The sequence below is a fragment of the Agromyces sp. MMS24-K17 genome (assembly GCF_043950245.1).
GTDB lineage: Bacteria > Actinomycetota > Actinomycetes > Actinomycetales > Microbacteriaceae > Agromyces.
Genome location: NZ_CP171640.1, coordinates 3,612,151 through 3,631,374, shown reverse-complemented (window position 1 = coordinate 3,631,374; position 19,224 = coordinate 3,612,151). Strand labels below are relative to the sequence as shown.

General features: G+C 69.1%; 15 protein-coding genes and 1 pseudogene. 9 read left to right on the top strand and 7 right to left on the bottom strand.

The window, feature by feature from the left end; all coding sequences use genetic code 11:
• Window positions 1-65: 65 nt before the first annotated feature.
• From ACGGZK_RS16685 to ACGGZK_RS16665, 5 genes are read right to left on the bottom strand one after another with little or no spacing between them, the layout of a single operon-like run.
• Window positions 66-2,324: a hypothetical protein gene (locus ACGGZK_RS16685; RefSeq protein ID WP_395243743.1), complete on the bottom strand. Its 2,259-nt coding sequence runs from the start codon at window positions 2,322-2,324 to the stop codon at window positions 66-68.
• Entirely contained in the window at window positions 2,321-3,160 is an 840-nt protein-coding gene (locus tag ACGGZK_RS16680; RefSeq protein WP_395243742.1) for a glycosyltransferase family 2 protein, read from the bottom strand. The genes ACGGZK_RS16685 and ACGGZK_RS16680 overlap by 4 nt, the downstream gene beginning before the upstream one ends.
• Window positions 3,157-3,657 carry a GtrA family protein gene (locus ACGGZK_RS16675; protein ID WP_395243741.1) on the bottom strand — a complete coding sequence of 167 codons (501 nt, stop codon included), beginning with the start codon at window positions 3,655-3,657 and terminating at the stop codon, window positions 3,157-3,159. The genes ACGGZK_RS16680 and ACGGZK_RS16675 overlap by 4 nt, the downstream gene beginning before the upstream one ends.
• A gap of 55 nt (window positions 3,658-3,712) precedes the next feature.
• On the bottom strand, window positions 3,713-4,573 hold the full coding sequence (locus tag ACGGZK_RS16670) for a glycosyltransferase family 2 protein (RefSeq protein WP_395243740.1): 861 nt from the start codon (window positions 4,571-4,573) through the stop codon (window positions 3,713-3,715).
• Window positions 4,566-5,588 (bottom strand): glycosyltransferase family 4 protein, encoded by a 1,023-nt coding sequence (locus tag ACGGZK_RS16665; protein WP_395243739.1) that lies wholly within the window; start codon window positions 5,586-5,588, stop codon window positions 4,566-4,568. The genes ACGGZK_RS16670 and ACGGZK_RS16665 overlap by 8 nt, the downstream gene beginning before the upstream one ends.
• A 345-nt stretch (window positions 5,589-5,933) precedes the next feature.
• Between ACGGZK_RS16665 and ACGGZK_RS16660 the strand changes: the two genes are divergently transcribed.
• The 5 genes from ACGGZK_RS16660 to ACGGZK_RS16640 all read left to right on the top strand — a co-directional run bounded on the left by ACGGZK_RS16660 (window position 5,934) and on the right by ACGGZK_RS16640 (window position 13,242).
• The gene (locus ACGGZK_RS16660) at window positions 5,934-8,210 is read left to right on the top strand and encodes a hypothetical protein (protein WP_395243738.1); all 2,277 of its coding nucleotides are present in this window, start codon (window positions 5,934-5,936) and stop codon (window positions 8,208-8,210) included.
• A 39-nt stretch (window positions 8,211-8,249) separates the two neighbouring features.
• Window positions 8,250-9,851: a hypothetical protein gene (locus ACGGZK_RS16655; RefSeq protein WP_395243737.1), complete on the top strand. Its 1,602-nt coding sequence runs from the start codon at window positions 8,250-8,252 to the stop codon at window positions 9,849-9,851.
• Between the two features lie 96 nt (window positions 9,852-9,947).
• Window positions 9,948-10,247, top strand: a complete 300-nt coding sequence (locus ACGGZK_RS16650) for a hypothetical protein (protein ID WP_395243736.1) — start codon at window positions 9,948-9,950, stop codon at window positions 10,245-10,247.
• 14 nt (window positions 10,248-10,261) lie between these two features.
• Window positions 10,262-11,770, top strand: coding sequence for a glycosyltransferase family 4 protein (locus tag ACGGZK_RS16645; RefSeq protein ID WP_395243735.1), 1,509 nt, complete (start codon window positions 10,262-10,264; stop codon window positions 11,768-11,770).
• On the top strand, window positions 11,770-13,242 hold the full coding sequence (locus ACGGZK_RS16640) for a glycosyltransferase family 4 protein (RefSeq protein ID WP_395243734.1): 1,473 nt from the start codon (window positions 11,770-11,772) through the stop codon (window positions 13,240-13,242). The genes ACGGZK_RS16645 and ACGGZK_RS16640 overlap by 1 nt, the downstream gene beginning before the upstream one ends.
• Here ACGGZK_RS16640 and ACGGZK_RS16635 read toward each other — a convergent pair.
• A complete protein-coding gene (locus ACGGZK_RS16635) occupies window positions 13,208-14,368 on the bottom strand; it encodes a glycosyltransferase (protein ID WP_395243733.1) in 1,161 nt (386 codons plus the stop codon). The two genes, ACGGZK_RS16640 and ACGGZK_RS16635, sit on opposite strands and share 35 nt — an antisense overlap.
• A 184-nt stretch (window positions 14,369-14,552) precedes the next feature.
• Between ACGGZK_RS16635 and ACGGZK_RS16630 the strand changes: the two genes are divergently transcribed.
• The 4 genes and pseudogenes from ACGGZK_RS16630 (at window position 14,553) to ACGGZK_RS16615 (ending at window position 17,791) form a co-directional block, all read left to right on the top strand.
• The gene (locus tag ACGGZK_RS16630) at window positions 14,553-15,485 is read left to right on the top strand and encodes an ABC transporter permease (RefSeq protein ID WP_395243732.1); all 933 of its coding nucleotides are present in this window, start codon (window positions 14,553-14,555) and stop codon (window positions 15,483-15,485) included.
• A pseudogene (locus tag ACGGZK_RS16625) lies at window positions 15,485-16,225 on the top strand (ABC transporter ATP-binding protein); the annotation flags it as partial. The gene ACGGZK_RS16630 and the pseudogene ACGGZK_RS16625, both read left to right, overlap by 1 nt.
• Window positions 16,226-16,297: 72 nt before the next feature.
• A complete protein-coding gene (locus ACGGZK_RS16620; RefSeq protein ID WP_395243731.1) occupies window positions 16,298-17,068 on the top strand; it encodes an HAD-IIB family hydrolase in 771 nt (256 codons plus the stop codon).
• A gap of 78 nt (window positions 17,069-17,146) precedes the next feature.
• On the top strand, window positions 17,147-17,791 hold the full coding sequence (locus tag ACGGZK_RS16615) for a class I SAM-dependent methyltransferase (protein WP_395243730.1): 645 nt from the start codon (window positions 17,147-17,149) through the stop codon (window positions 17,789-17,791).
• A 44-nt stretch (window positions 17,792-17,835) separates the two neighbouring features.
• Here the strand turns inward: ACGGZK_RS16615 and ACGGZK_RS16610 are convergent, their stop codons facing one another.
• Window positions 17,836-19,179, bottom strand: a complete 1,344-nt coding sequence (locus tag ACGGZK_RS16610) for an O-antigen ligase family protein (RefSeq protein ID WP_395243729.1) — start codon at window positions 19,177-19,179, stop codon at window positions 17,836-17,838.
• Window positions 19,180-19,224 lie beyond the last annotated feature (45 nt).

The window sequence follows — 19,224 nt, the reverse complement described above, 5'->3', positions numbered from 1 at the left end:
CTCCGCTCTGGCACGACTGACGAGCCTAGCATCTGGGGTTCGGGCGGTCGGGATGGACGGCGGCGTCATCGAACGCCTGCGACCCGATCGAGGTACGAGGTCACCTCGTCCGGGACCACACGGGGATTCTCGATGACGAGCCGGCCGCCGGTGCCGTTCTCGATCCCGAGTTCGTGCGTTCCCGCCGGGACCGTGAGGTGGAAGCTGGTCTGCGCGGTACCGGGCTCGGGAGACGAGGACACCGGCACCGTGAGCCCGAGCACGTGCGCCTCGGAGCGGGCCTCCTCATCGCTCACGGCGGTGAAGACGATCGTGGCCGCCACGTCGCCGTCCGACGGGTTGACGAGCCGGAGCTCGGCTTCGGGCAGGACGGTCGTGTACTGCGGATAGCCGTCCTCGGCCGTGCCGACCGTGAACCCCTCGGAGGGATAGACCGTGACCGGGTCCGTGACCAGCTCCGTGACGCGGGCGCGCTCGTCGGCCGTGGTGCTGGACTCGATCGACGACTTCAGCCCCGCGACCGAGAAGAACGCGTACCGCTCGTTCGGGCTCTCGAGGGGCGCCTCCCCGGTGGCGGCGCTGATCCCCTCCTCGAGTTCGTCGGTCGGTTCGACCGCTGCCCGTCGATCGACCATGATGCCGTCGAAGCCGGCCGTCGCAGCGAGGACGGCGACGTCGTCGCCCGGGAACTGCTCGAGCGCCCGCGGGTAGTCGCTTCGCGGACGTCCCTTGATGCCGGCCCCCGACCAGCGGATGTCGGTCGAATGGAGGTACGGGACCAGTTCCTCGGAGCCGAGCACCCCCGTGGCGGACGCGCTCTCGGGGAACGGGACGTAGGGCAGCTGGAGCACCATCGCCCCGGGCTCGAGCTGGTCGTCGACGTCGTCGATCCACGCGGCATCCGCCGCGAAGGCCTCGGCCGCCGCGGCGCGGGACGCGGTGAGGTCGGCCGGCGTCTGATCGACGAAGGCGACGCCGACGAGCAGCGCCGCCGCGACCGCGGACGCGATCGCCCGCCGCACGGTGCCCCAGCTCCATCGGCGTCCGAGCTTCCGCAGGAGCGCGTCCAGCAAGAGGCCGACGATCCCGAGCGCGAGCAGCGCGATCACGATGGACATCCGGTTCCACCCGCGGAGTGCCGATGTGGCGAACGAGATGACGGTCGAGAGCCCTCCGACGGTCGAGAGCAGGAACGCCGTGAACATCAGTCCCGAGAGCCATCCGACGCGCTCGATGAGCTGCTTCGCCGGGGCGGTTCGCCGCTGCATGTCGCGCCACGCGAAGGCGAGGTAGGCCAGTACCAGGAACCCGACTGTGAGTCCGAGCGCGCCGAGGGCCCCGAGGGCGGGCCGTTCGGAGAGGAGCGGATAGTGGTCGTCGTACGCGGCACGCGCAGTATGCAGGAACGGGATGCGGTGACCGGGCCACGGCATCAGCAGCTGCGTGAGCTTCAGGGCGTAGATCTCCGACTCGACCGGGTTCCGCTCGAGGCCGCCGGGATTGGGGCCGTTCACCCATCCGTAGACGAGGTCCGGCAGCATGTTCGCGAGCAGGACGCCGACCGCGACGACCCCGGCCGCGACCGCGCCCCAGAACGACCGCCAGTCGCGATCCCGGATCAGGACGGCGATGCCCGTGACCGCGAGCAGGACGAGGAAGAAGATCCCGTAGTACGAGCCGGAGGTGACGAGGATCGCGACGAAGAGAATGGTCCGGGTCGCGGGACTCAGGATCCACGCTACGACCGGGTTGCGGGCGGACCCCCGGCCCCAGAGGGGTCGCCGCTGGAGCAGGAGCACCAGCAGGCCGATGCCGAGCGGAACCCCGTAGTACGAGGCGAGCCACAGGTGGCCCTCGCCGCGCATGAAGTGGTACGGGGCGATGGCGAACGCGATCGAGAGCGCGGACGAGAGGAGCCGGCCGATCCCGAGGAGCCGGAAGAACCAGATCGCGGCGAGCGCGACGAGGAGGAACCCGACGATGTAGTACACGTTCAGGGCGACGGCCCAGTCGTTCGTGAACAGGCCGATGACCTTGACGACCATGAGGTGGAGGTTGTCGGCCTGCGGGAAGTCGTTGTACGTCTGGCCGAAGGGGGCGCCGAGGAGCGACTGGAACTCGTACCAACCCGTCTCGAGGGTGGTCTTGACGTGGGCACCGACGGCGAGGGCGTCGCCGCTGTACTCGAACGGCACGTCGAGGCGTGCCGCACCGAGATCGAGGGCGAACCAGGTGACGGCGAACGTCGCGATCGCCGTGAAGGCGTAGAGCAGGAGGTCGTTCCGCGTCCACGCCACGTGGATCGCGTGGGCGACCCGTCTCATGCGGACTTGCTCATGCGACGCTGGAGCGCGACGTAGGTGAGTCGTCGTCCGCTGGCGTTCGCGCGGGCGAGCGCGTTGCCGACGGCCAGGTCGCTCCGGCTCACCACGTCCGGGCGGGTGTCGTGCATCCACCGGTGGAAGCCCGCGGCCTGCTCGTACTGCTGCTTGGTGAGGGCGACGCTCCACTGCGACTGGCTGATCCGGAAGGATGCCAGCGGCTCGGGGATGCCCACGAAGTCCCCCGTGAGCAGGACGCGGGCATAGGTGGCTTCGTCGATGAGGTACGGGAACCGCGGATCCCAGAATCCGGCCGCCTCGAGCGCATCGCGGCGCATCATGACGCACGCCGGCTCGCCGAGCAGGTTGCTGCCCGCCCGGACGGTGGCGCGGATCGCCTGCGTGCCCGGCACGCGCCCGTTGAGTGCGCCGCCGAGACCGCGCGCCCGGATCACGGGCCGGCTCTCGGCGTCGACGATGCTGCGGCGCACGGACGTCAGGGCCACACGGTCGTCCTCGGAGAGCACGGCGACCTGGCGCTCGACGATCGTCGGGTCGAGGAGGTCGTCTCCGCACACGAGCTTGATGAAGTCGCCGGTGGCTAGCTGCGTCACGCGATCCCAGTTGCGCGGGGCCCCGCCGCCCGAGGGCGTGTCCACGATGGTGAGGCGCGGGTCGTCCGCGAACCGCTCGACGACAGCCCTGGTGCCGTCCGTCGACGAGTGGTCCGCCACGATGATCTCCAGATCGGCGTGCGTCTGGGACACGATCGAATGCAGCGTCTCCTCGATGTGGTCCGCGTTGTTGTAGGCGGGGACGACGATCGAAACCCGGGTCATTGCGCCGGCTCCTCGTTGGTCATGCCCTTGTGCGGGCGGGGGCGGCGGAAGGAGAAGTCGCGGTGACCGAAGAAGCTGACGAGCGTGGTGACGAACACGATGAGCGCCTGCGCGATGATCGGCTCGAGATGCGCGAACTCGACCAGCAGCGGCAGCAGTGCCGCGTTGATGCCGAGGGAGACGAGGTAGACCGACCAGAACCGGGCGAGGTCGCGGAACAGGTGCCCGCGGACGCGGAAGACGAAGCGGCGGTAGAGCACGAACGCGCAGAGCACGCTCGCCACGTGGGCGCACACGAGCGTGACCATGTACCCGTAGAGCTGGCCCACCGTCGCCTGGAAGAGGGCGAACCACGCGAAGCCGATCACCGTGTTCATCGTGCCCACGATCAGGAACGCGACGCGGTAGTCCTTGACGATGCGCAGCATCAGGCCGGGGGCGCCCTGCATGCCGGCTGGCGGCTGCGGGACCTCGTCCGGCGGCGGGGATGACGTCATGCTCGTTCGTGCCTCTGGTTCGGTGGGGGAGGGGGTGCTCAAGATCGATCCGATCCTACTGTCGGGCTGCTGACCGGCGGCTGAACACTCGCGCGCGGACGGAGAGTCCGAACCGCAGCGCGAGTCGGAGCGGAGCGTTCCTCCGCCCCGGATACCGGTTCCGGAGGTAGAGGTAGGCGCTGTCGTGGTGCGCCTTGACCATGCGCTCGCGGGCCTGGTCGGTGGAGTGCGCACCCGCGTGCGTGACGGTGGCGGACGGGACGTACACGTTCTCCCAGGACGCCTGCGCGAGGCGGCGGCCGAGGTCGACGTCCTCGAAGTACATGAAGAACCGCTCGTCGAACCCGTCGACCTCCTCGAACGCGTCCCGCGAGACGAGCAGACACGCCCCGGAGAGCCATCCCGCCGGCCGTTCCACCCGCTCGCGCTCGTGGAGCAGGTACCGGCGCGACCAAGGGTTGTCCGGCCAGAGGGAGTGGGCGAGGGCATGGCCCACGCCGATGCGCAGCGAGGGCTGGCTTCGGGCGGAGGGGTAGACCTCGCCGTCGGCGGTCAGGATAGTTGGTCCGAACGCGCCGCCCCTCGGGTGGCGCGTCGCCGCATCGACCAGCAGGTCGATGCTGCCGGGTGCGAATTCGACGTCCGGGTTGACGATCACGAGCCAGCGGATGTCCGGTCCGACCGTTCGCGCGACCGCGTTGATCGCCGTCCCGTACCCGCCGTTCTCGGCGAGCTCGTGCAGCAGCACCTCGGGGTGGGACGCGACGACGTCGCGCAGGGACGGATCGGTGCCCACGCTGTTGTCGGCGACGTGCACCTCGATCGGCGCCTCGGTCGCCTCGGCCAGGCTCGAGAGGAACGCGTCGAGCACCGAGGACGAGCGGTACGTCACCGTGATGACCGCGAGCTCAGCCATCGATCGCCTCCGATCCGACGAGATCGGCGGCCGCCAGGTGGACCCGGGCGCTCGCCTCCCAGGTGAACGTGCTCGCCCGCGACTCCGCAGCCTCGCGCAGGCGCTGCGTCGTCACCGGATCACCGGCGGCGACGAGGATTCGATCGGCGATCGAGCGGGCATCGACGTCGCTGTAGTCGACCGCGTCGCCGCCCACCTCGGGCAGCGCCAGCCGCCGCGTCGTGATGACGTAGGCGCCGCTGGCCATCGCCTCGACCACTGGCAGTCCGAATCCCTCGCCGAGGCTCGGGTACACGACCGCGAGGGCGCCGTTCAGGAACGCGCGGAGCTGCTCGAGCGGCAAGTACCCGGGCTTCAGGACGGTGGCATCGCGGGACGTGCGGTCAATCGCCTCGTCGATCGCCGAATCCCAGCCCGTGGCGCCGGCGAGGATGAGCGCCGGCGTCTCCGGGCCGAGCCGCTCCGCCACCGCCGGCATGGCGTCGATGAGGGCCGTGACGTTCTTCCGGGGTTCGAGCGTGCCGAGGAACGCGACGTAGGGGCGGTCGCCGATGCCGAGGGAGGACCGGACCGCCACCAGCTCGGACGGCGTCGGGACCCGGAACACGTCGAAGTCGACGCCGTGGTGCGCGATGTGCACCGCGGCGGACTGGCGCGGGACGAAGCGGCGCAGCTCGGACGCCGTCGCGGCGCTCGGCACCACGACCGCGTCCGCGTGCCGGAGCGCGTACCTGATCCAGGTCCGGAAGAAGGCGGCCTTCACGGGGAGGTGGAGGCCGGCATCGCTGAAGAACGTCGCGTCGTGCAGGGTCACGACGCGACGGAAGCGTCCGACCAGCGGCATCGTGTAGTGCGGGGAGAGCACGACGTCGACCCCCTCGCGCCGAGCCAGGCGAGGCAGCGACACCTGCTCCCAGAGCAGGCGGAGCCCGCGACGCGCGTACCGGGGGAGATCGGGACGATCCGGAGCCCGGGATACGCGGCGACGTACGCGTCCGCGTCGCGCTGCTGGCACGCCACGACGATCGAGGCGGGCGCGATCCGATCCAGCGCGCCGAGCAACCCTTCGACGTACCGGCCGACGCCGCCCTTGTCCGAGGGGAGTGCTGTGGCGTCGATGAGCAGCCGGGAATTGGGCAACAGGAAACCTCGGTCGTGACGGGGCGGACACACCATTCTATTCGCCGAGGCCGCAGCCGCCGGACGCCGCGCACGGGCGCCACGGGGCGATGATCCTGTGTTCAGAGCGGTCCCCGTGGAATACTCGAACCACGCGGGAGGGGGAACCGTGCGGGGGAACACGAACGATCGGCGCGATGGGGAGACGGTCAGGAGGCCGTCTCGGTCGCTGCGCTGGGCGGTGATCGCGGTGATCGCGTTGCTGGGTGCGCTGATCGCGCCGGGGCCGGGCGAGTCCGACGCCGAGGCGCTCGACGGATCGCAGTTCAACGCCGGCCACATCATCAGCGACGGCGTCTTCTACAACCAGGGCGCGATGACCGAGTCGCAGATCGACGCGTTCCTCCGGATGAAGGTGCCGACCTGCCGGGCGGGCTACACCTGCCTGAAGGACTATCGAGAGACCACGTTCTCCCGTGCGGCGGATGCCCGGTGCTCGAGCTACCCCGGCGGGAACCAGTCGGCTGCCACGATCATCTACCTCGTCAGCCAGGCGTGCGGCATCAACCCCCAGGTCATGATCACGCTCCTCGAGAAGGAGCAGGCGCTCGTCTCCGACGACTGGCCGTCGGCACGCCAGTTTCGGAGCGCGACGGGCTACGGGTGCCCGGACACCGCACCCTGCGACGCCGAGTACTACGGCTTCTACAACCAGGTGTACAACGCCGCCCACCAGTTCAAGAACTACCAGGCGAACCCGGGGAACTGGCGCTACCAGGCGGGTCGCAACAACACCATCCAATGGCACCCCAACGCCGCGTGCGGCGCGTCCACGGTCTTCATCGAGAACCAGGCGACGGCCGCGCTCTACATCTACACGCCGTACCGGCCGAACGCCGCCGCCCTCGCCAACCTGTACGGCACGGGCGACGGCTGCTCGGCGTACGGCAACCGGAACTTCTGGCGCATCTTCAGCGACTGGTTCGGCAGCACCCTGATGACGGCCGACCTCGTGCTGGCGGCCGACTCCTCAGAGGTTTGGCTCGTCGTCGGTACGAAGCGCGTGCGCGTGCCAGATGCGTCGGCGCTCGAGAGTCTGCGACCGCTCTTCCCCTACCAAACGGTGGCGCGGAGCTACATCGACTCATTGACGGTGGCCGGCACGTACAACGGGATGATCAGGGATCCGATCACGAGCGAGGTGTTCCTCGTGGATGCTGGTGCGCGGCACTACGTGCCGAGCTGCGAACTAGCCGGCTCGCTCGGATTCAGCTGTGCGGGAGTGACAGATCTCTTGCCCTCCCAACTCGCGAAGTTTCCAGTCGGGGCGCCCATCGGGCCGTTCGTCAAGTCCGCGGCGTCGCCGCTCGTCTACTACGTCGGTAGCGGCGCCAAGCGGCCCGTCGCGACGTGGGCGATCGTCACTGCCCTCAATGCGCGTGTGTCACCACACGTGGTCGCGATCCCCGACGCCAGACTCGCATCGTTCCGAACCGGCGCCCCGGTCCTCGGCCCGGGCTCGCTCGTGAAGTCCGCCTTGTCGCCGCAGATATTCCTCGTGGACGGCACTGCGGCGAGGATCCCGGTCGGATCGTTCGACGTCGCGGCCGAACTGGGCAGCCGCGGGTGGACGACCGAGGTCGACTCGACCCTCGCCTCGTACCCGGTCCGAGCCGGGATCCTGTCCACGATCTTGGACTGCGCCGGTGCCACCTACATCGGAGGGAACGGACAACTCACCCGACTCACCCAGGCCGCCTCGTCCGGCCTGCAGATCACGGCGGCGGATCCGATGACCTGCGGGGCACTGCCCCGCAACGGGCTCACGCAGGACGGTCCCCTCTTCGCGAAGTCCGCACTCGCGCCCGATGTCTACATGATCAGCGGGGGCGTCGCGCGGCCCATCGATGCGATGGACACCCTTATCGTGTTGAACGCCAACCGCTCGCCGGTGATCGTGACCATGGGCGTCCCTGCGCTCTCCGCGATCCCGAGGGGCGCCCCGCTTCTCAAACCTGGCGCGCTCGTCAAATCGGCGGCTTCGCCTCAGGTCTACATGGTGGACGGAACCTCGCGACTGGTTCCAGTCGGGTCCTTCGGGGTTGCCGCTGAACTGGGTTCGTCCGGCTATTCCACGCAATCGAACGAACGTCTCGCCGGGTATACCCCGTCGTCCGACCTGCTTCGCATCGTGCTCCGGTGCGGTCCCTCTGGCGCCTTCGTGATCGGCGGCCAGGGCATGATCTGGCGGATCGCTGACCCCGGTGGGCTGGGGCTTGCGGCTACGTTGCTGGACCCCCTGACCTGCGGCGCGCTGCCCGCATCACCGACCAGTACTCCTGGTGCCTTCTTCGCCAAGGACCCGAACCTGGCGACCGTCTTCCAGCTTCGCGACGGTCAGAAGCGCCCCGTCACATCATGGGATCGGCTGCTGGTCCTGAACGGAGGAGCGCAGCCGACGATCGTCCCGATCTCCGGTCCCTCGCTCGCGACGATTCCGACCGGTCCACCTGTGTGAGCGCTTAACCGAGGCAAGCCGTCGCATAGACTCTCCGGGATGGTCCAGAGCACCCGCGCACGTGATGAGACTGCCTCGGAGGACACCAACGCGTCGGGGCACGCGATGCGACGGCGGTTCGACCGGCCTGCTTCGGCGTCGGATTGGCTGTTCCTGTTCCTTTCCTGTGTTGTCGGGCTCGGGCTCGTGCTCAGCTTCGTTGCCGACGTCTATGTCGCACCCCTCGGCTTCGACGAGGCGTACGTGCTGCAGGCACCGGTGAATCTGATCACCGGCCATGGATACGCATCGACCGACTGGGCGGGCGGTGGGGCGGTGGTGCTATTCGACCCGCTGCTCTCGACCGGACCCGCGGTGTTGCTCCCGACCGCGGCGACGATGGCGGTCTTCGGCGTCACCATCGAGGCGGCACGGTGGGCGACGCTTCCCTTCGCGGTCCTGCTCGTCGTGAGCGCTGCACTGCTCGGCCGTCGCATCGCCGGGCGATGGGGCGCGCTCGCCGCGCTCGTCGGCCTCCTCGCTATCAACCCTGCAACCGACTACCCTGCGACGGTCGTGTTCGGTTTCGCCGACGCGATCGGCGAGTTCCCTGCGGCTGCGCTTATCCTCGCGGCGATTCTGCTCCTACCGAGATCGCGATTGCTCTCGGGGGTCGCGCTCGGCCTGGCCATCACCACGAAGCTCCTCGGCCTCCTCGCGCTCCCCGCGATCGGGCTCGGGGCCTTGCTGATCGTGCCGTTCGCATGGCGGCGCGCGTGGTGGCTCGGAGCGCTCAAGCGTGCATTCGCGCTGGTGGCGGGTATCGCGATCCCCATTCTGACGTGGGAGGCGGTCAAGCTGGTCACACTCGGCCTCGACGGTTATCGTCAACTCACGGCGTCGTATTTCGACGTCGTACTCAGCAACGGCTCCGGCGCAGACGGGGGCGGCGGGCATGTCCGAGAGCGAGCTGAGGTGTTCCTCCACGGGTTCTTCGGAACGCCGGTACTCAGCGCGATCGTCGGGTTCGCCGTCGTCGCCTGCATCGTCGTCTGGGTGATCGGTTCCCGACGCACCACTGGATCATTCGAGTTCCTTGTCGTCGATCGGGGGCGATTCCTTGCGATGCTCGGGGGTGTCGGGACTCTCGCCGTGTTCCTTGCCTGGTGGATGCTCGTCTCCGACCGTGTCTGGTTCCGGCACGTCCTCCCGGGTGTGGTCGTCGGAGTGCCGATCCTCGCGGCGATGGCCGTCCTGGGCGTTCGATTCCTGCTCGATCGCCCCTCGGGCTCCCGAAGGTGGCGACCGTTGGCGTGTTCGGTGGCGACGGTCGCCGTCCTGGCGGTCACTCTGCTGCATGCGGCCAGCGCGTTCGCCGCACCGTACGGATGGTCGCGTGCCGAGCAGCTGGAGGACGCTCAGGCGCTCCGCGACCTCGAGGTCGTCCAGGTACAGCATTTCCTCGGTTGGCAGAATCCCGAGCTGCTCTTTCTCGACCGGGGTATCCGCACCGCCCCATACAAGGAGGGACGCGGACCGATCCTGCTGTCTGCGATGATGAAGAACGACGCCTACGGGTACGAAGTCTTCCAGGGACAATGCGTCGACGTGCTGTATCACCGTGAGGACACGTTGCTCTGCGTGCCGGTGATCAACCCCTGAATCGTTCGATCGCGCAGATGCGGCCGTCGGCGTTACTCCTGCCCGCCCTAGGATTCGATGAGACGGCCACGGCCAGTTTGGAAAGGTGCCTGATCCATGGCGACACCGACGAAAGCAGCACTCGAAGCGAGGGTGGAGCAGCTCGCTGCGGAGAACCAACGGTTGCAGTCGCTCGTCGATGACCAGGCAAACGGCGTCGTCCACGACTGGCTGATCTCGGCCGATGCGTTTGCGACGGAGGTCCCGAACATTCACGAGACGTTCTCGTGGCGGGTGACACGCCCCCTCCGCGACGCGCGCACCGTGCAGCTCAAGGTCGCGGAGATCGGGTTGATCCCGACCATGCGAATCGTGACTGCGCGGCTGACGCGTTCCGACCGGCGGGGACGCCGTTGAGCGGTCGGGCGTGGGTGACCGATCCCGCCGTGCTCGAGCGAGCGCTCCTGCAGCGCCTCGCCATCGCGGGCGAGGTGATGGGGCTGTCGGCGACGGAACTCGAGGAAGCGGGTTGTCGCGGCCCCGGCGTGCTGCTCCCCCTCCTGGCGACCCGTGCCAAGGAGGTCCGCGCGGACCCGACGACCTGGCTGTTGTTCGTGGCCGTCTCGGGCGCGTACCCGCTCCCGGAGGAACTCCAGCGACTCCGACGGAGGCTCGACCTCGTCGCCGTGGAGGACCTCCGCCCCGTCGTGCTCTCGGCCTGTCGGGATGCCGCGATCCGCAACAACTCCCTCGGGTCCACGCTCCGCGTCGTGCGCGACGCCGTCGTCGTCGACGTCAACTTCTCGGCGCGCACGCGTCACAACACGGGCGTCCAGCGCGTGGTACGGCATACCGCCCGCCGGTGGCGGGAACGCGAGTCGACCGAGTTCGTGGTGTGGTCCGATCGGGATGGCTCCCTCCGATCACTCACGCCGGCCGAGGAATCCACGTTGTTCGATTGGCACTCGGCCGATTCGTTGACGGGGTCGACCACGGCGACGCCGCCGAATGACGAGATCGTCGTACCAGTGGACTGCGTCATGGTCCACATCGAGGTGCCGCAGCGAGCGCAGTGCGGGCCGCTGCGCGGGCTCGCGATGTACTCGGGCAACCGCGTCGGATTCGTCGTGCACGACATGATCCCGGTGGTCAGCGGGGACATGGTCGATCGCGCGGAGTCCGACCGGTTCGTCGAGTTCATGTCCGTGGTGAAGCATGCCGACCGCCTCGCCGGGGTGAGCAGGTCCGCCGCGTCCGAGTTCGAGGGCTTCGTCGGGTCGCTCAGCTCGCAGGGGCTCGTCGGGCCCGACGTCGTCGCCGTCCCCCTTCCAGTCGACGCACCGATCTTGCACGAGCGGGCCGGCGACGAGGTCGCCGATTCCGAGCTCCCGCTGATCGTCTGCGTCGGCAGTGAGGAGCCGCGGAAGAACCACGATGCCGTGCTCTTCGCGGCTGAGGCGCTCTGGCGCACCGGACATCGCTTCCGACTCCGATTCATCGGCGGCGGCTCAGCGCACCACACGGGACGGTTCGACCGGCGGATCGCCGCGCTCCGTCGAAAGGGGCGCCGCTTCGAGGCACTGCGCAACGTCGATGATCGCGTGCTCGTCGAGTCGTACCGCGAAGCCGCGTTCACGGTGTTCCCGTCGCTGCACGAGGGCTTCGGGCTGCCTGTCGGGGAGTCGCTGGCTTTCGGTGTCCCGGTCATCACGAGTGACTTCGGGAGCACGGCGGAGATCGCGGCCGACGGCGGATGCCTGCTGGTGGACCCGCGTGACGACCTCGCGCTGATGCGCGCCATGCGGACGCTCCTGACGGATCACGAGCGGCTTCGGGAACTCCGGGCGCAGGCCGCGGCACGGCCTCGGCGCGACTGGGACGACTATGCGGAGGAATTGTGGGCAGGACTGGTCGTTCCGATCACGGAGGCGGGACGCTGATGGCGACCGGGATCACCGCGCGACTGAAGTTGGTCGCGACGACATTGGAGCGCGAGTCGACGCCGGAGGCGGTCCGCGGCGGACTGCGGGAGCGGGTCTCCCGGCTGGTCGGTGACGATGCCGAGCGACTCTGGCTGCTGCTCGCGGTCACCACCGCGACGCTGCCCGGCGTCGACGACGTCGTTGAACTGCAGCGGCGGGTCCGGCTCGACGGCCCGCTCGCAGCCGTCGGCGATGTCGTCCGGTCGGCGCGCACCCGATTCGCCACGCGCCTGAACGACCACGTTGAGGTGGTCGGCGGTGTCATGGTCGACGCCGACCACACGGCGCGCTCGGAGCTCGCGACCGGCATCCAACGGGTCGTGCGGCAGACGATCGTCCACTGGTCGACCGACCACGCGTTCGAGCTCGTCGGCTGGGACGACTCCTACTCGCGCCTTCGCCGACTGGAGCCCGCGGAGCGGGAGAACGCGGTGTGGGGCACCGGACCGGTCGACGACCGCCGGTCGGTCGGACGGGTCGTCGTGCCGTGGGAAGCCGACTACGTGCTGATCGAGTTGGCCACGGAGGTGGAGCGTACGGCGCGCATCCAGGCACTCGCCCGGTTCTCGCCGAACCGCGTCCACGTCGTCGGCCACGACTGCGTCCCGATCACCACGGCGGAGACCGTGGGACCGGGCATGGGCGGGGTCTTCGCGAAGAACCTCAGCGCCGTCGCGTTCGCGACGAACGTCGCGACGACGTCGATCGCCTCGACGGCCGAGTACCGCGGCTGGCGGGAGACGCTCGGTGCGATCGGCCTGACCGGTCCGGACATCCACGAGGTGATGCTGCCGACGGGCGTCGACCCCGAGGTGATCGACGAGGCGCGGGCGATCGCCGAGCCGGTCGACGACGACGACCCCCTCCTGCTCTGCGTCGGGAGCCATGAGCCGAGGAAGAACCACCTGGCGATCCTGCAGGCCGCCGAGGTCCTCTGGCGCGACGGGCTTCGCTTCCGTCTGGTGTTCGTCGGAGGCAACTCGTGGAACAGTGAGGAGTTCGCGCGGCTGAGCAGTGCGATGCAGGCCGCGGGGCGTTCACTCGAGACGCGGCGCGGGCTGTCGGACGAGATGCTCTGGGCGCTCTACGCGGCGTCGTCGCTCACGCTCTTCCCGTCGGTGAACGAGGGGTTCGGCCTTCCGGTCGCGGAGTCGCTCGCGGTCGGCGTCCCCGTCCTCACGAGCGATCTCGGCAGCATGAAGGAGATCGCGGACGCCGGTGGCGGCGCGATCCTCGTCGACCCGCACGACGATCGCGACATCGCCTCGGGGATCAGGGCCTTCCTCACCGACCCGGAGCTGCGCCAGCGACTTCGGGCCGAGGCGGCTCGGCGCGAGCAGCGCAGCTGGGCCGAGTACGCGTCGGAGCTCTGGGCCTACTTCGACCTCGACCGGGTCAGCCGGCCCGTCGCTCCGAGCGCTTCCGCCTAGCCACGCCCACCCGCCACCGGGCCAGTCGGATCGGACCGCGCGATTCCAAGTCGACCAACTGCAGGTTCAGCTCGTGCGCGTGCGAACCGAGCTCTTCCGCACGGTCGTGCCAGTGTCCCCATTCGGCCCGGGCCTCCTCCAGCTCGGCGACCAGCCGGCCGTGGGAGGTCCGACACTCGTCGAGCTGGCGGTTGAGCCAAGCCTGGTAGTCCGCCCCGATCGCGAGCGCGACCTGCGCCGGATCCTCGGCCTGCGGTGCGAATTCGGCGGCGGGTGCCTCTTTGACGCGGGGGACCGGGCAGAGCCGGTCGAGCCCGTCGTCGGTCTGCGGCGCCCCTTCGAGCACGACGCTCCAGCGGTCGATGAACGCGCGACCGGCGTGCTCGCCGGCGAAATCGCGGAACCGGCGATCCTTCGCGGTGGAGGCGCCGGAGGCGTGAACGGCGACGGCGTCGGGCTCCAGGACGACGTCGTATCCGTACCCTCGCAGACGGAAGGCGAGGTCGGCATCCTCGAAGTAGGCGGGACGGTAGCGGGCGTCGTGGCCGCCGATCGAACGGAACAGGTCCGCGCGGACCAGCAGCGCCGCCCCGGAGCCGTAGTCGATCGGACGCCGGCGGAGCATCCCGGCCGTGCGTGCCTCCTCGATCGTCATCCCCGCTCCGAGCTGCACCGTGCCGGCGGTGCCGAGCATCCGCGACCCGGCTTCCTGCACGGTGCCGTCGGCGTTCAGCATGAGGGCGGCCGCGGCGCCGACCGGGCGTTCGGTCGAGGTCGGCACGGCCATCGAGGCGACGAGCGTCCGCATCGCATCCGGCGCGAGCTCCGCGTCGTCGTTCAGGAAGAGCAGGTGGTCGCCGCGCGCGGCGGCGGCGCCGCGGTTCGCCGCATAGCCGTAGCCGGTGTTGTAGCCGAGGTCGACGACCGAGACCCCGTCGACCTCGTCGGCGAGGACCGCGCGGACCTCGTCCGCGACGCCGTTCAGGACGACCACGACCTCGTACTCCGGCGCATCCTGTGAGGCGACCACCGACGCGATGGCGTCCCTGAGTGGCGCTGCCAGACGCCAGGCGATGACCACGACGGTGACGACCGGATGCTCGGATGGGGGGACGGAAACGGTCACGGGGGCTCCGGTCTCTGTGCCGACGGCGTTGTCGGCGCTACGGGCTCGGCCCTCGCGCGAGGCGAACTCCGAGGTTGGCGCGTGTAGGCTACCGTGGGCGCTCGCGCCGCACTCTCGCCAAGTGATCCCATCCTAGATCGACGCGCGACCCGCGAGGCGCCCCCACCCAGCAACAAGGAGCGAAATGACCGAAACGGCGGCGCAGCGGGCGCAACGCCTTGCCGGGTTGCCGTTCGAGCGGACCGGTTCGACCGCCGCGACCGCGGTCCACGGGTTCCTCGCCGCGGTGCGCGATGCCTGGCGTCAGCGCGAGCTGCTCGACCTCCTCGTCCGTCGGGAGCTGAAGGCCCGCTACAAGGACAGCTCGCTCGGTTTCGTCTGGAGCCTCATCCGTCCTCTGGTGATGCTCGCGATCTACTACTTCGCGATCGGCAAGGTCCTCGGCGCCGATCGAGGCATCCCCCAGTTCGCGATCTTCGTCTTCACCGGGCTCACACTCTGGGGCCTGTTCAGTGAGGTCGTGACAGGGAGCACCATGTCGATCCTGAGCAATGCCGGGCTTATCAAGAAGGTCTACCTCCCGCGCGAGATCTTCCCACTGGCGGCTACGGGCAGCGCCATTTTCAACTTCGGCGTCCAGCTCATCGTGCTCATCCTCGCCACCATCGTCCTGCAGCAGGTGCCATGGCATGCCGAGTTGCTCTATGCTCCGGTGGCGGTCGCCGTCGTGATCATCTTCGGCGTCGGGCTCGGCCTGCTCCTCTCGGCCATCAACGTGTACCTCCGCGACGTGCAGTACCTCGTCGAGGTCGGCCTGCTCATCGGCTTCTGGACCTCCCCTATCGTCTACTCCTACGGATTCGTGCTGCAGGCGCTGCAGGAGGCGAATCTGCCCGCTTGGCTCTCGGAGGTCTATCTGGCCAATCCGATGACCATGGCGATCCTGGCGTTCCAGCGGGCGATCTGGATCGCCGGAGAGGCGCCTGGGAGCGCAGCGGTGTACCCGGACGACATGCCGCTCCGGCTCGCCGTGATGGTGCTGGTCGGCCTCGTGTTCGTCTGGATCAGCCAGCGCGTGTTCGCTCGGCTCCAGGGCAACTTCGCGCAGGAGATCTGATGGCCGCACAGCAAACCGCTCCGGCACCCGACGTGATCCGGGTGTCCGACGTCTCGAAGCGATTCGTGATCCGCAAGGACAAGTCGCTGAAGGAGCGGATCGTCAACCTCGGTCGATCGAACCGCCACAAGGAGGACTTCTGGGCGCTTCGCGACGTCGACGTGACGATCAAGGCGGGGTCGAGCGTCGGCCTGCTCGGTGCGAACGGGTCGGGCAAGAGCACCCTGCTCAAGACGATCGGCGGGATCATCGACCCGACGTCAGGCCTGGTCGAGCGGCGCGGCCGCCTCGCGGCCCTCCTCGAGCTCGGCGCCGGGTTCCACCCTGATCTGACCGGCCGGGAGAATGTCTACCTCAACGCATCCATCCTCGGGCTCTCGCGGATGCAGACGAACGCCTACTTCGACTCGATCGTCGAGTTCTCGGAGATCGGTGACTTCATCGACACGCAGGTGAAGTTCTACTCCTCCGGGATGTACGTGCGACTCGCGTTCGCGATCGCGGTGCACGTGGACCCCGACATCCTCCTCGTCGACGAGGTCCTCGCAGTCGGCGACGAGCCGTTCCAGGAGAAGTGCATGGCGAAGATCCACGAGTTCCAGCGGGAGGGGCGAACGATCGTGTTCGTCTCGCACTCGGCCTCCCAGGTACGCGATCTGTGCGATCGCGCGATCGTCCTGTCGCACGGCAACGTCATCTTCGATGGCGAGGTCGACGAGGGCATCGCCGCGTTGCGGGATTCGTTCAGCAACTGACGCCGCCGTCCGGCGCTCCACCGACGCTCCGGCGTCCCATCGACAAGGACCCATCTCATGACCCTGCACAAGCTCATCGCGTTCGACCTCGATGACACGCTCGCGCCGTCCAAGTCGCCGCTCGATGAACGCATGTCCGTGCAGCTGCGTCGCCTCCTCGACGTCGCGGATGTCTGCGTCATCTCCGGCGGACAGATCGCCCAGTTCCAGGCTCAGGTCATCGACCGCCTCGAGACGGCGAGCCCTGACCAGTTGTCGCGGCTGCACCTGATGCCGACGTGCGGGACCCAGTACTACCGCTACGAGGGCGACTCCTGGCAGCGCAAGTACGCCCAGGAGCTGAGCCCCGAGGTTCGCGAGCACGCCATCAAGGTCGTCGAGGAAACAGCCAGGGAGCTCGGGTATTGGGAGTCCGACACCTGGGGGCCGATCATGGAGGACCGCGGTTCGCAGGTCACCTTCTCCGCGCTCGGACAGGCCGCCCCGGTCGCCGCCAAGCAGGAGTGGGACCCGACCGGCGCGAAGAAGAACGCGCTCCGGGACGCCGTGCAGGACCTCCTGCCGGAGCTGGAGGTCCGGTCGGGCGGATCGACCTCGATCGACATCACGAAGCGCGGAATCGACAAGGCGTACGGCATGGAGCGCCTCGCCGAGGTCACGGGCTTCGGCCTGGACGACATGCTCTTCGTCGGCGACCGCTTGGACGAACACGGCAACGACTACCCCGTGAAGCGGCTCGGCGTGCAGTGCATCGCCGTCACCAAGTGGGAGGACACACTCGAGGTGATCGACGAGCTCATCGAGCGAGTCGAGGTGGCCGGCGACTGAGTGCGGGCGCGGAATAGGTCACGACCCGCGCATCGCTGATATGGTCGGCGCCATGTCGAAGATGCTCGGAGCCCTACCTTGAAGCGACCCGACGCAGAGAAGCGACCCGGCGACGAGCCCGACGCCCGCCGCACGACCGAAGGCGCCGACTACACGGAACGGCTGATCCGGAAGCAGTCGGCGTGGTGGAAGCGGGCACTGCACGTGCAGGCTCCGTATCGGTGGAACCTGCGGCGACTCGACCTGGGGTTCACTCTGGACGTCGGATGCGGCATCGGACGGAACCTGCAGCACCTCGGCGGCGGGGTCGGCGTTGATCACAACGCCGAGTCGGTGAAGGTCGTCCGAGCGTTGGGGTTCGAAGCCTATACGCCGGCGGAGTTCGAGGCATCCGAACGGGCCGCGCCGGGCGCGTTCGACGCGTTGCTCTTCGCCCACGTGCTCGAGCACATGGACCGCGAGTCCGGCGTGCAGCTCGTCACGCGGTACCTGCCGTATTTGCGTGAGGGTGGAAAGGTGTGCGTCATCACGCCCCAGGAACGCGGGTATCGATCGGATGCCACGCACGAGTTCTTCGTGGACTTCGACGTCATCGCGGACGACTTCGCGCGCACCGGGATCGAGCCGGTCCGAAGCTACTCGTTCCCGTTCCCCCGCTCCTTCGGCGAGCTGTTCGTCTATAACGAGTTCATCGCCCTCGCCACGAAGCCCGCGGCCGGCTGAGGTGAGGCGAGCTGCGCCGACGCGCGGTGATCGAGGACCCTAGCCTATGCTCCGGCCCTCGGCGGAAGCGCGCCGGCAGACCTGGCCCGCGCGAGCGCGTCCCGCCAGCTCATCTCCCGCGCCGACTTCACGGCGCAGACCACGAGCACCATCCAGCCGCCCTCGACGAGGGCGAAGCTCTCGGCGAAGCTCGTGACCGCGATGACGACGAGCACGAGGGCGGGCCACACGTAGACGACGCTCCGGCGGTCGGAGGCGAGCAGCCACGCCCGCACGAGCGCGACCCCGACGAGCGCGGCGAACAGCAGCACGCCGATCACGCCCACCTGGAAGTACGCGTCGATGTAGGCGCTGAGCGCGGATGCGGCCGGCCGGCCCGTCATCCGCTCGATCCAGATGTACGGGGTCTGGTCGGGCCAGGTGCCGACCCAGCCCCAGCCCTGCAGCGGGTTGACCGCGAGGTAGCGCGACACCTCGCGCCACACGTCGAGCCGTACGTCGAACTCGGCACGGGCGTCGAGGAGTTCGATGATGCGGATGCGCAGGATCCAGCCGACGACGAGCGCGGTGACGACCGCGACGAGGAGGCCGATCTGCCACCACCAGCGGGTCGCGGCCTTCGCGCGGCGGAGCCCGTAGAGCGCGGCCATCGCGACGAGCGCCGCACCGAGGGCGATCCAGGTCGTGGGCGAGCCGCTGAGCGCGATGAGCACGACGGCGAGCCCGAGGGAGGCCCACGCCTTGCCGCCGCGGGCGATCTTCGTGCGCCACTCGACGACGAACGTGAGCAGGCCGATGAGGGCGACGAACCCGAGCAGGTTGCGGGTGCCGAAGATGCCCTGGATCGGCCCCAGCGCGGCGAGGTCGCCGCGGATGCCGAGGAACGTGATCGGCAGGTCGAGGAGGATGCCGCTCAGCACCTCGAGCGCCAGCGACAGCCCGAGCAGGAGCCGGAGCACGTCGCCGAAGGCGCGGACGATCTGGATGGTGTCGCGCATGAGCGCGATGTAGACGCCGAGGATGCCGTAGGCGATGAGGTAGAGCACGCCGGTGAGGCTGAGCCAGGTGGTCTCGCTCCAGATGACGGAGGCGGCGCACCAGCCGACGAACACGAGGATCGTGAGCGGGAGGATGCCGTACCACTCGACGGCGCGCCAGCGGGCGACGAGCGACGCCGCGGCGAGCACGAGCAGCGCGCCGAGCGCGGCGAGCAGGCCCGGCCACCCGACGAGGGCGCGGATGGCGTGCGTGGAGAACGCGAACCCGATGGCGATGAGGGTGATGGCCTGTGCGAAGCGCGCCGATCCGGCGGCACCGAGCGCCTGGCGCCACATGCGCGCCGAGGGGCGGTCGGAGGGCCGGTCGCCGTGGGATCGGGCGTCGCTCATCGAGGCCCGGCGGCGTGGAAGCGGGGACGCGCGGGCGGGCCGGGC

Excerpts from the sequence above, each read along its gene's own strand:
- ACGGZK_RS16640 (WP_395243734.1), top strand. The coding sequence starts at position 11,770 with ATGGCGACCGGGATCACCGCGCGACTGAAGTTGGTCGCGACGACATTG.
- ACGGZK_RS16630 (WP_395243732.1), top strand. The coding sequence starts at position 14,553 with ATGACCGAAACGGCGGCGCAGCGGGCGCAACGCCTTGCCGGGTTGCCG.
- ACGGZK_RS16670 (WP_395243740.1), bottom strand. The coding sequence starts at position 4,573 with ATGGCTGAGCTCGCGGTCATCACGGTGACGTACCGCTCGTCCTCGGTG.
- ACGGZK_RS16655 (WP_395243737.1), top strand. The coding sequence starts at position 8,250 with ATGGTCCAGAGCACCCGCGCACGTGATGAGACTGCCTCGGAGGACACC.
- ACGGZK_RS16620 (WP_395243731.1), top strand. The coding sequence starts at position 16,298 with ATGACCCTGCACAAGCTCATCGCGTTCGACCTCGATGACACGCTCGCG.
- ACGGZK_RS16685 (WP_395243743.1), bottom strand. The coding sequence starts at position 2,324 with ATGAGACGGGTCGCCCACGCGATCCACGTGGCGTGGACGCGGAACGAC.
- ACGGZK_RS16610 (WP_395243729.1), bottom strand. The coding sequence starts at position 19,179 with ATGAGCGACGCCCGATCCCACGGCGACCGGCCCTCCGACCGCCCCTCG.
- ACGGZK_RS16675 (WP_395243741.1), bottom strand. The coding sequence starts at position 3,657 with ATGACGTCATCCCCGCCGCCGGACGAGGTCCCGCAGCCGCCAGCCGGC.
- ACGGZK_RS16680 (WP_395243742.1), bottom strand. The coding sequence starts at position 3,160 with ATGACCCGGGTTTCGATCGTCGTCCCCGCCTACAACAACGCGGACCAC.
- ACGGZK_RS16650 (WP_395243736.1), top strand. The coding sequence starts at position 9,948 with ATGGCGACACCGACGAAAGCAGCACTCGAAGCGAGGGTGGAGCAGCTC.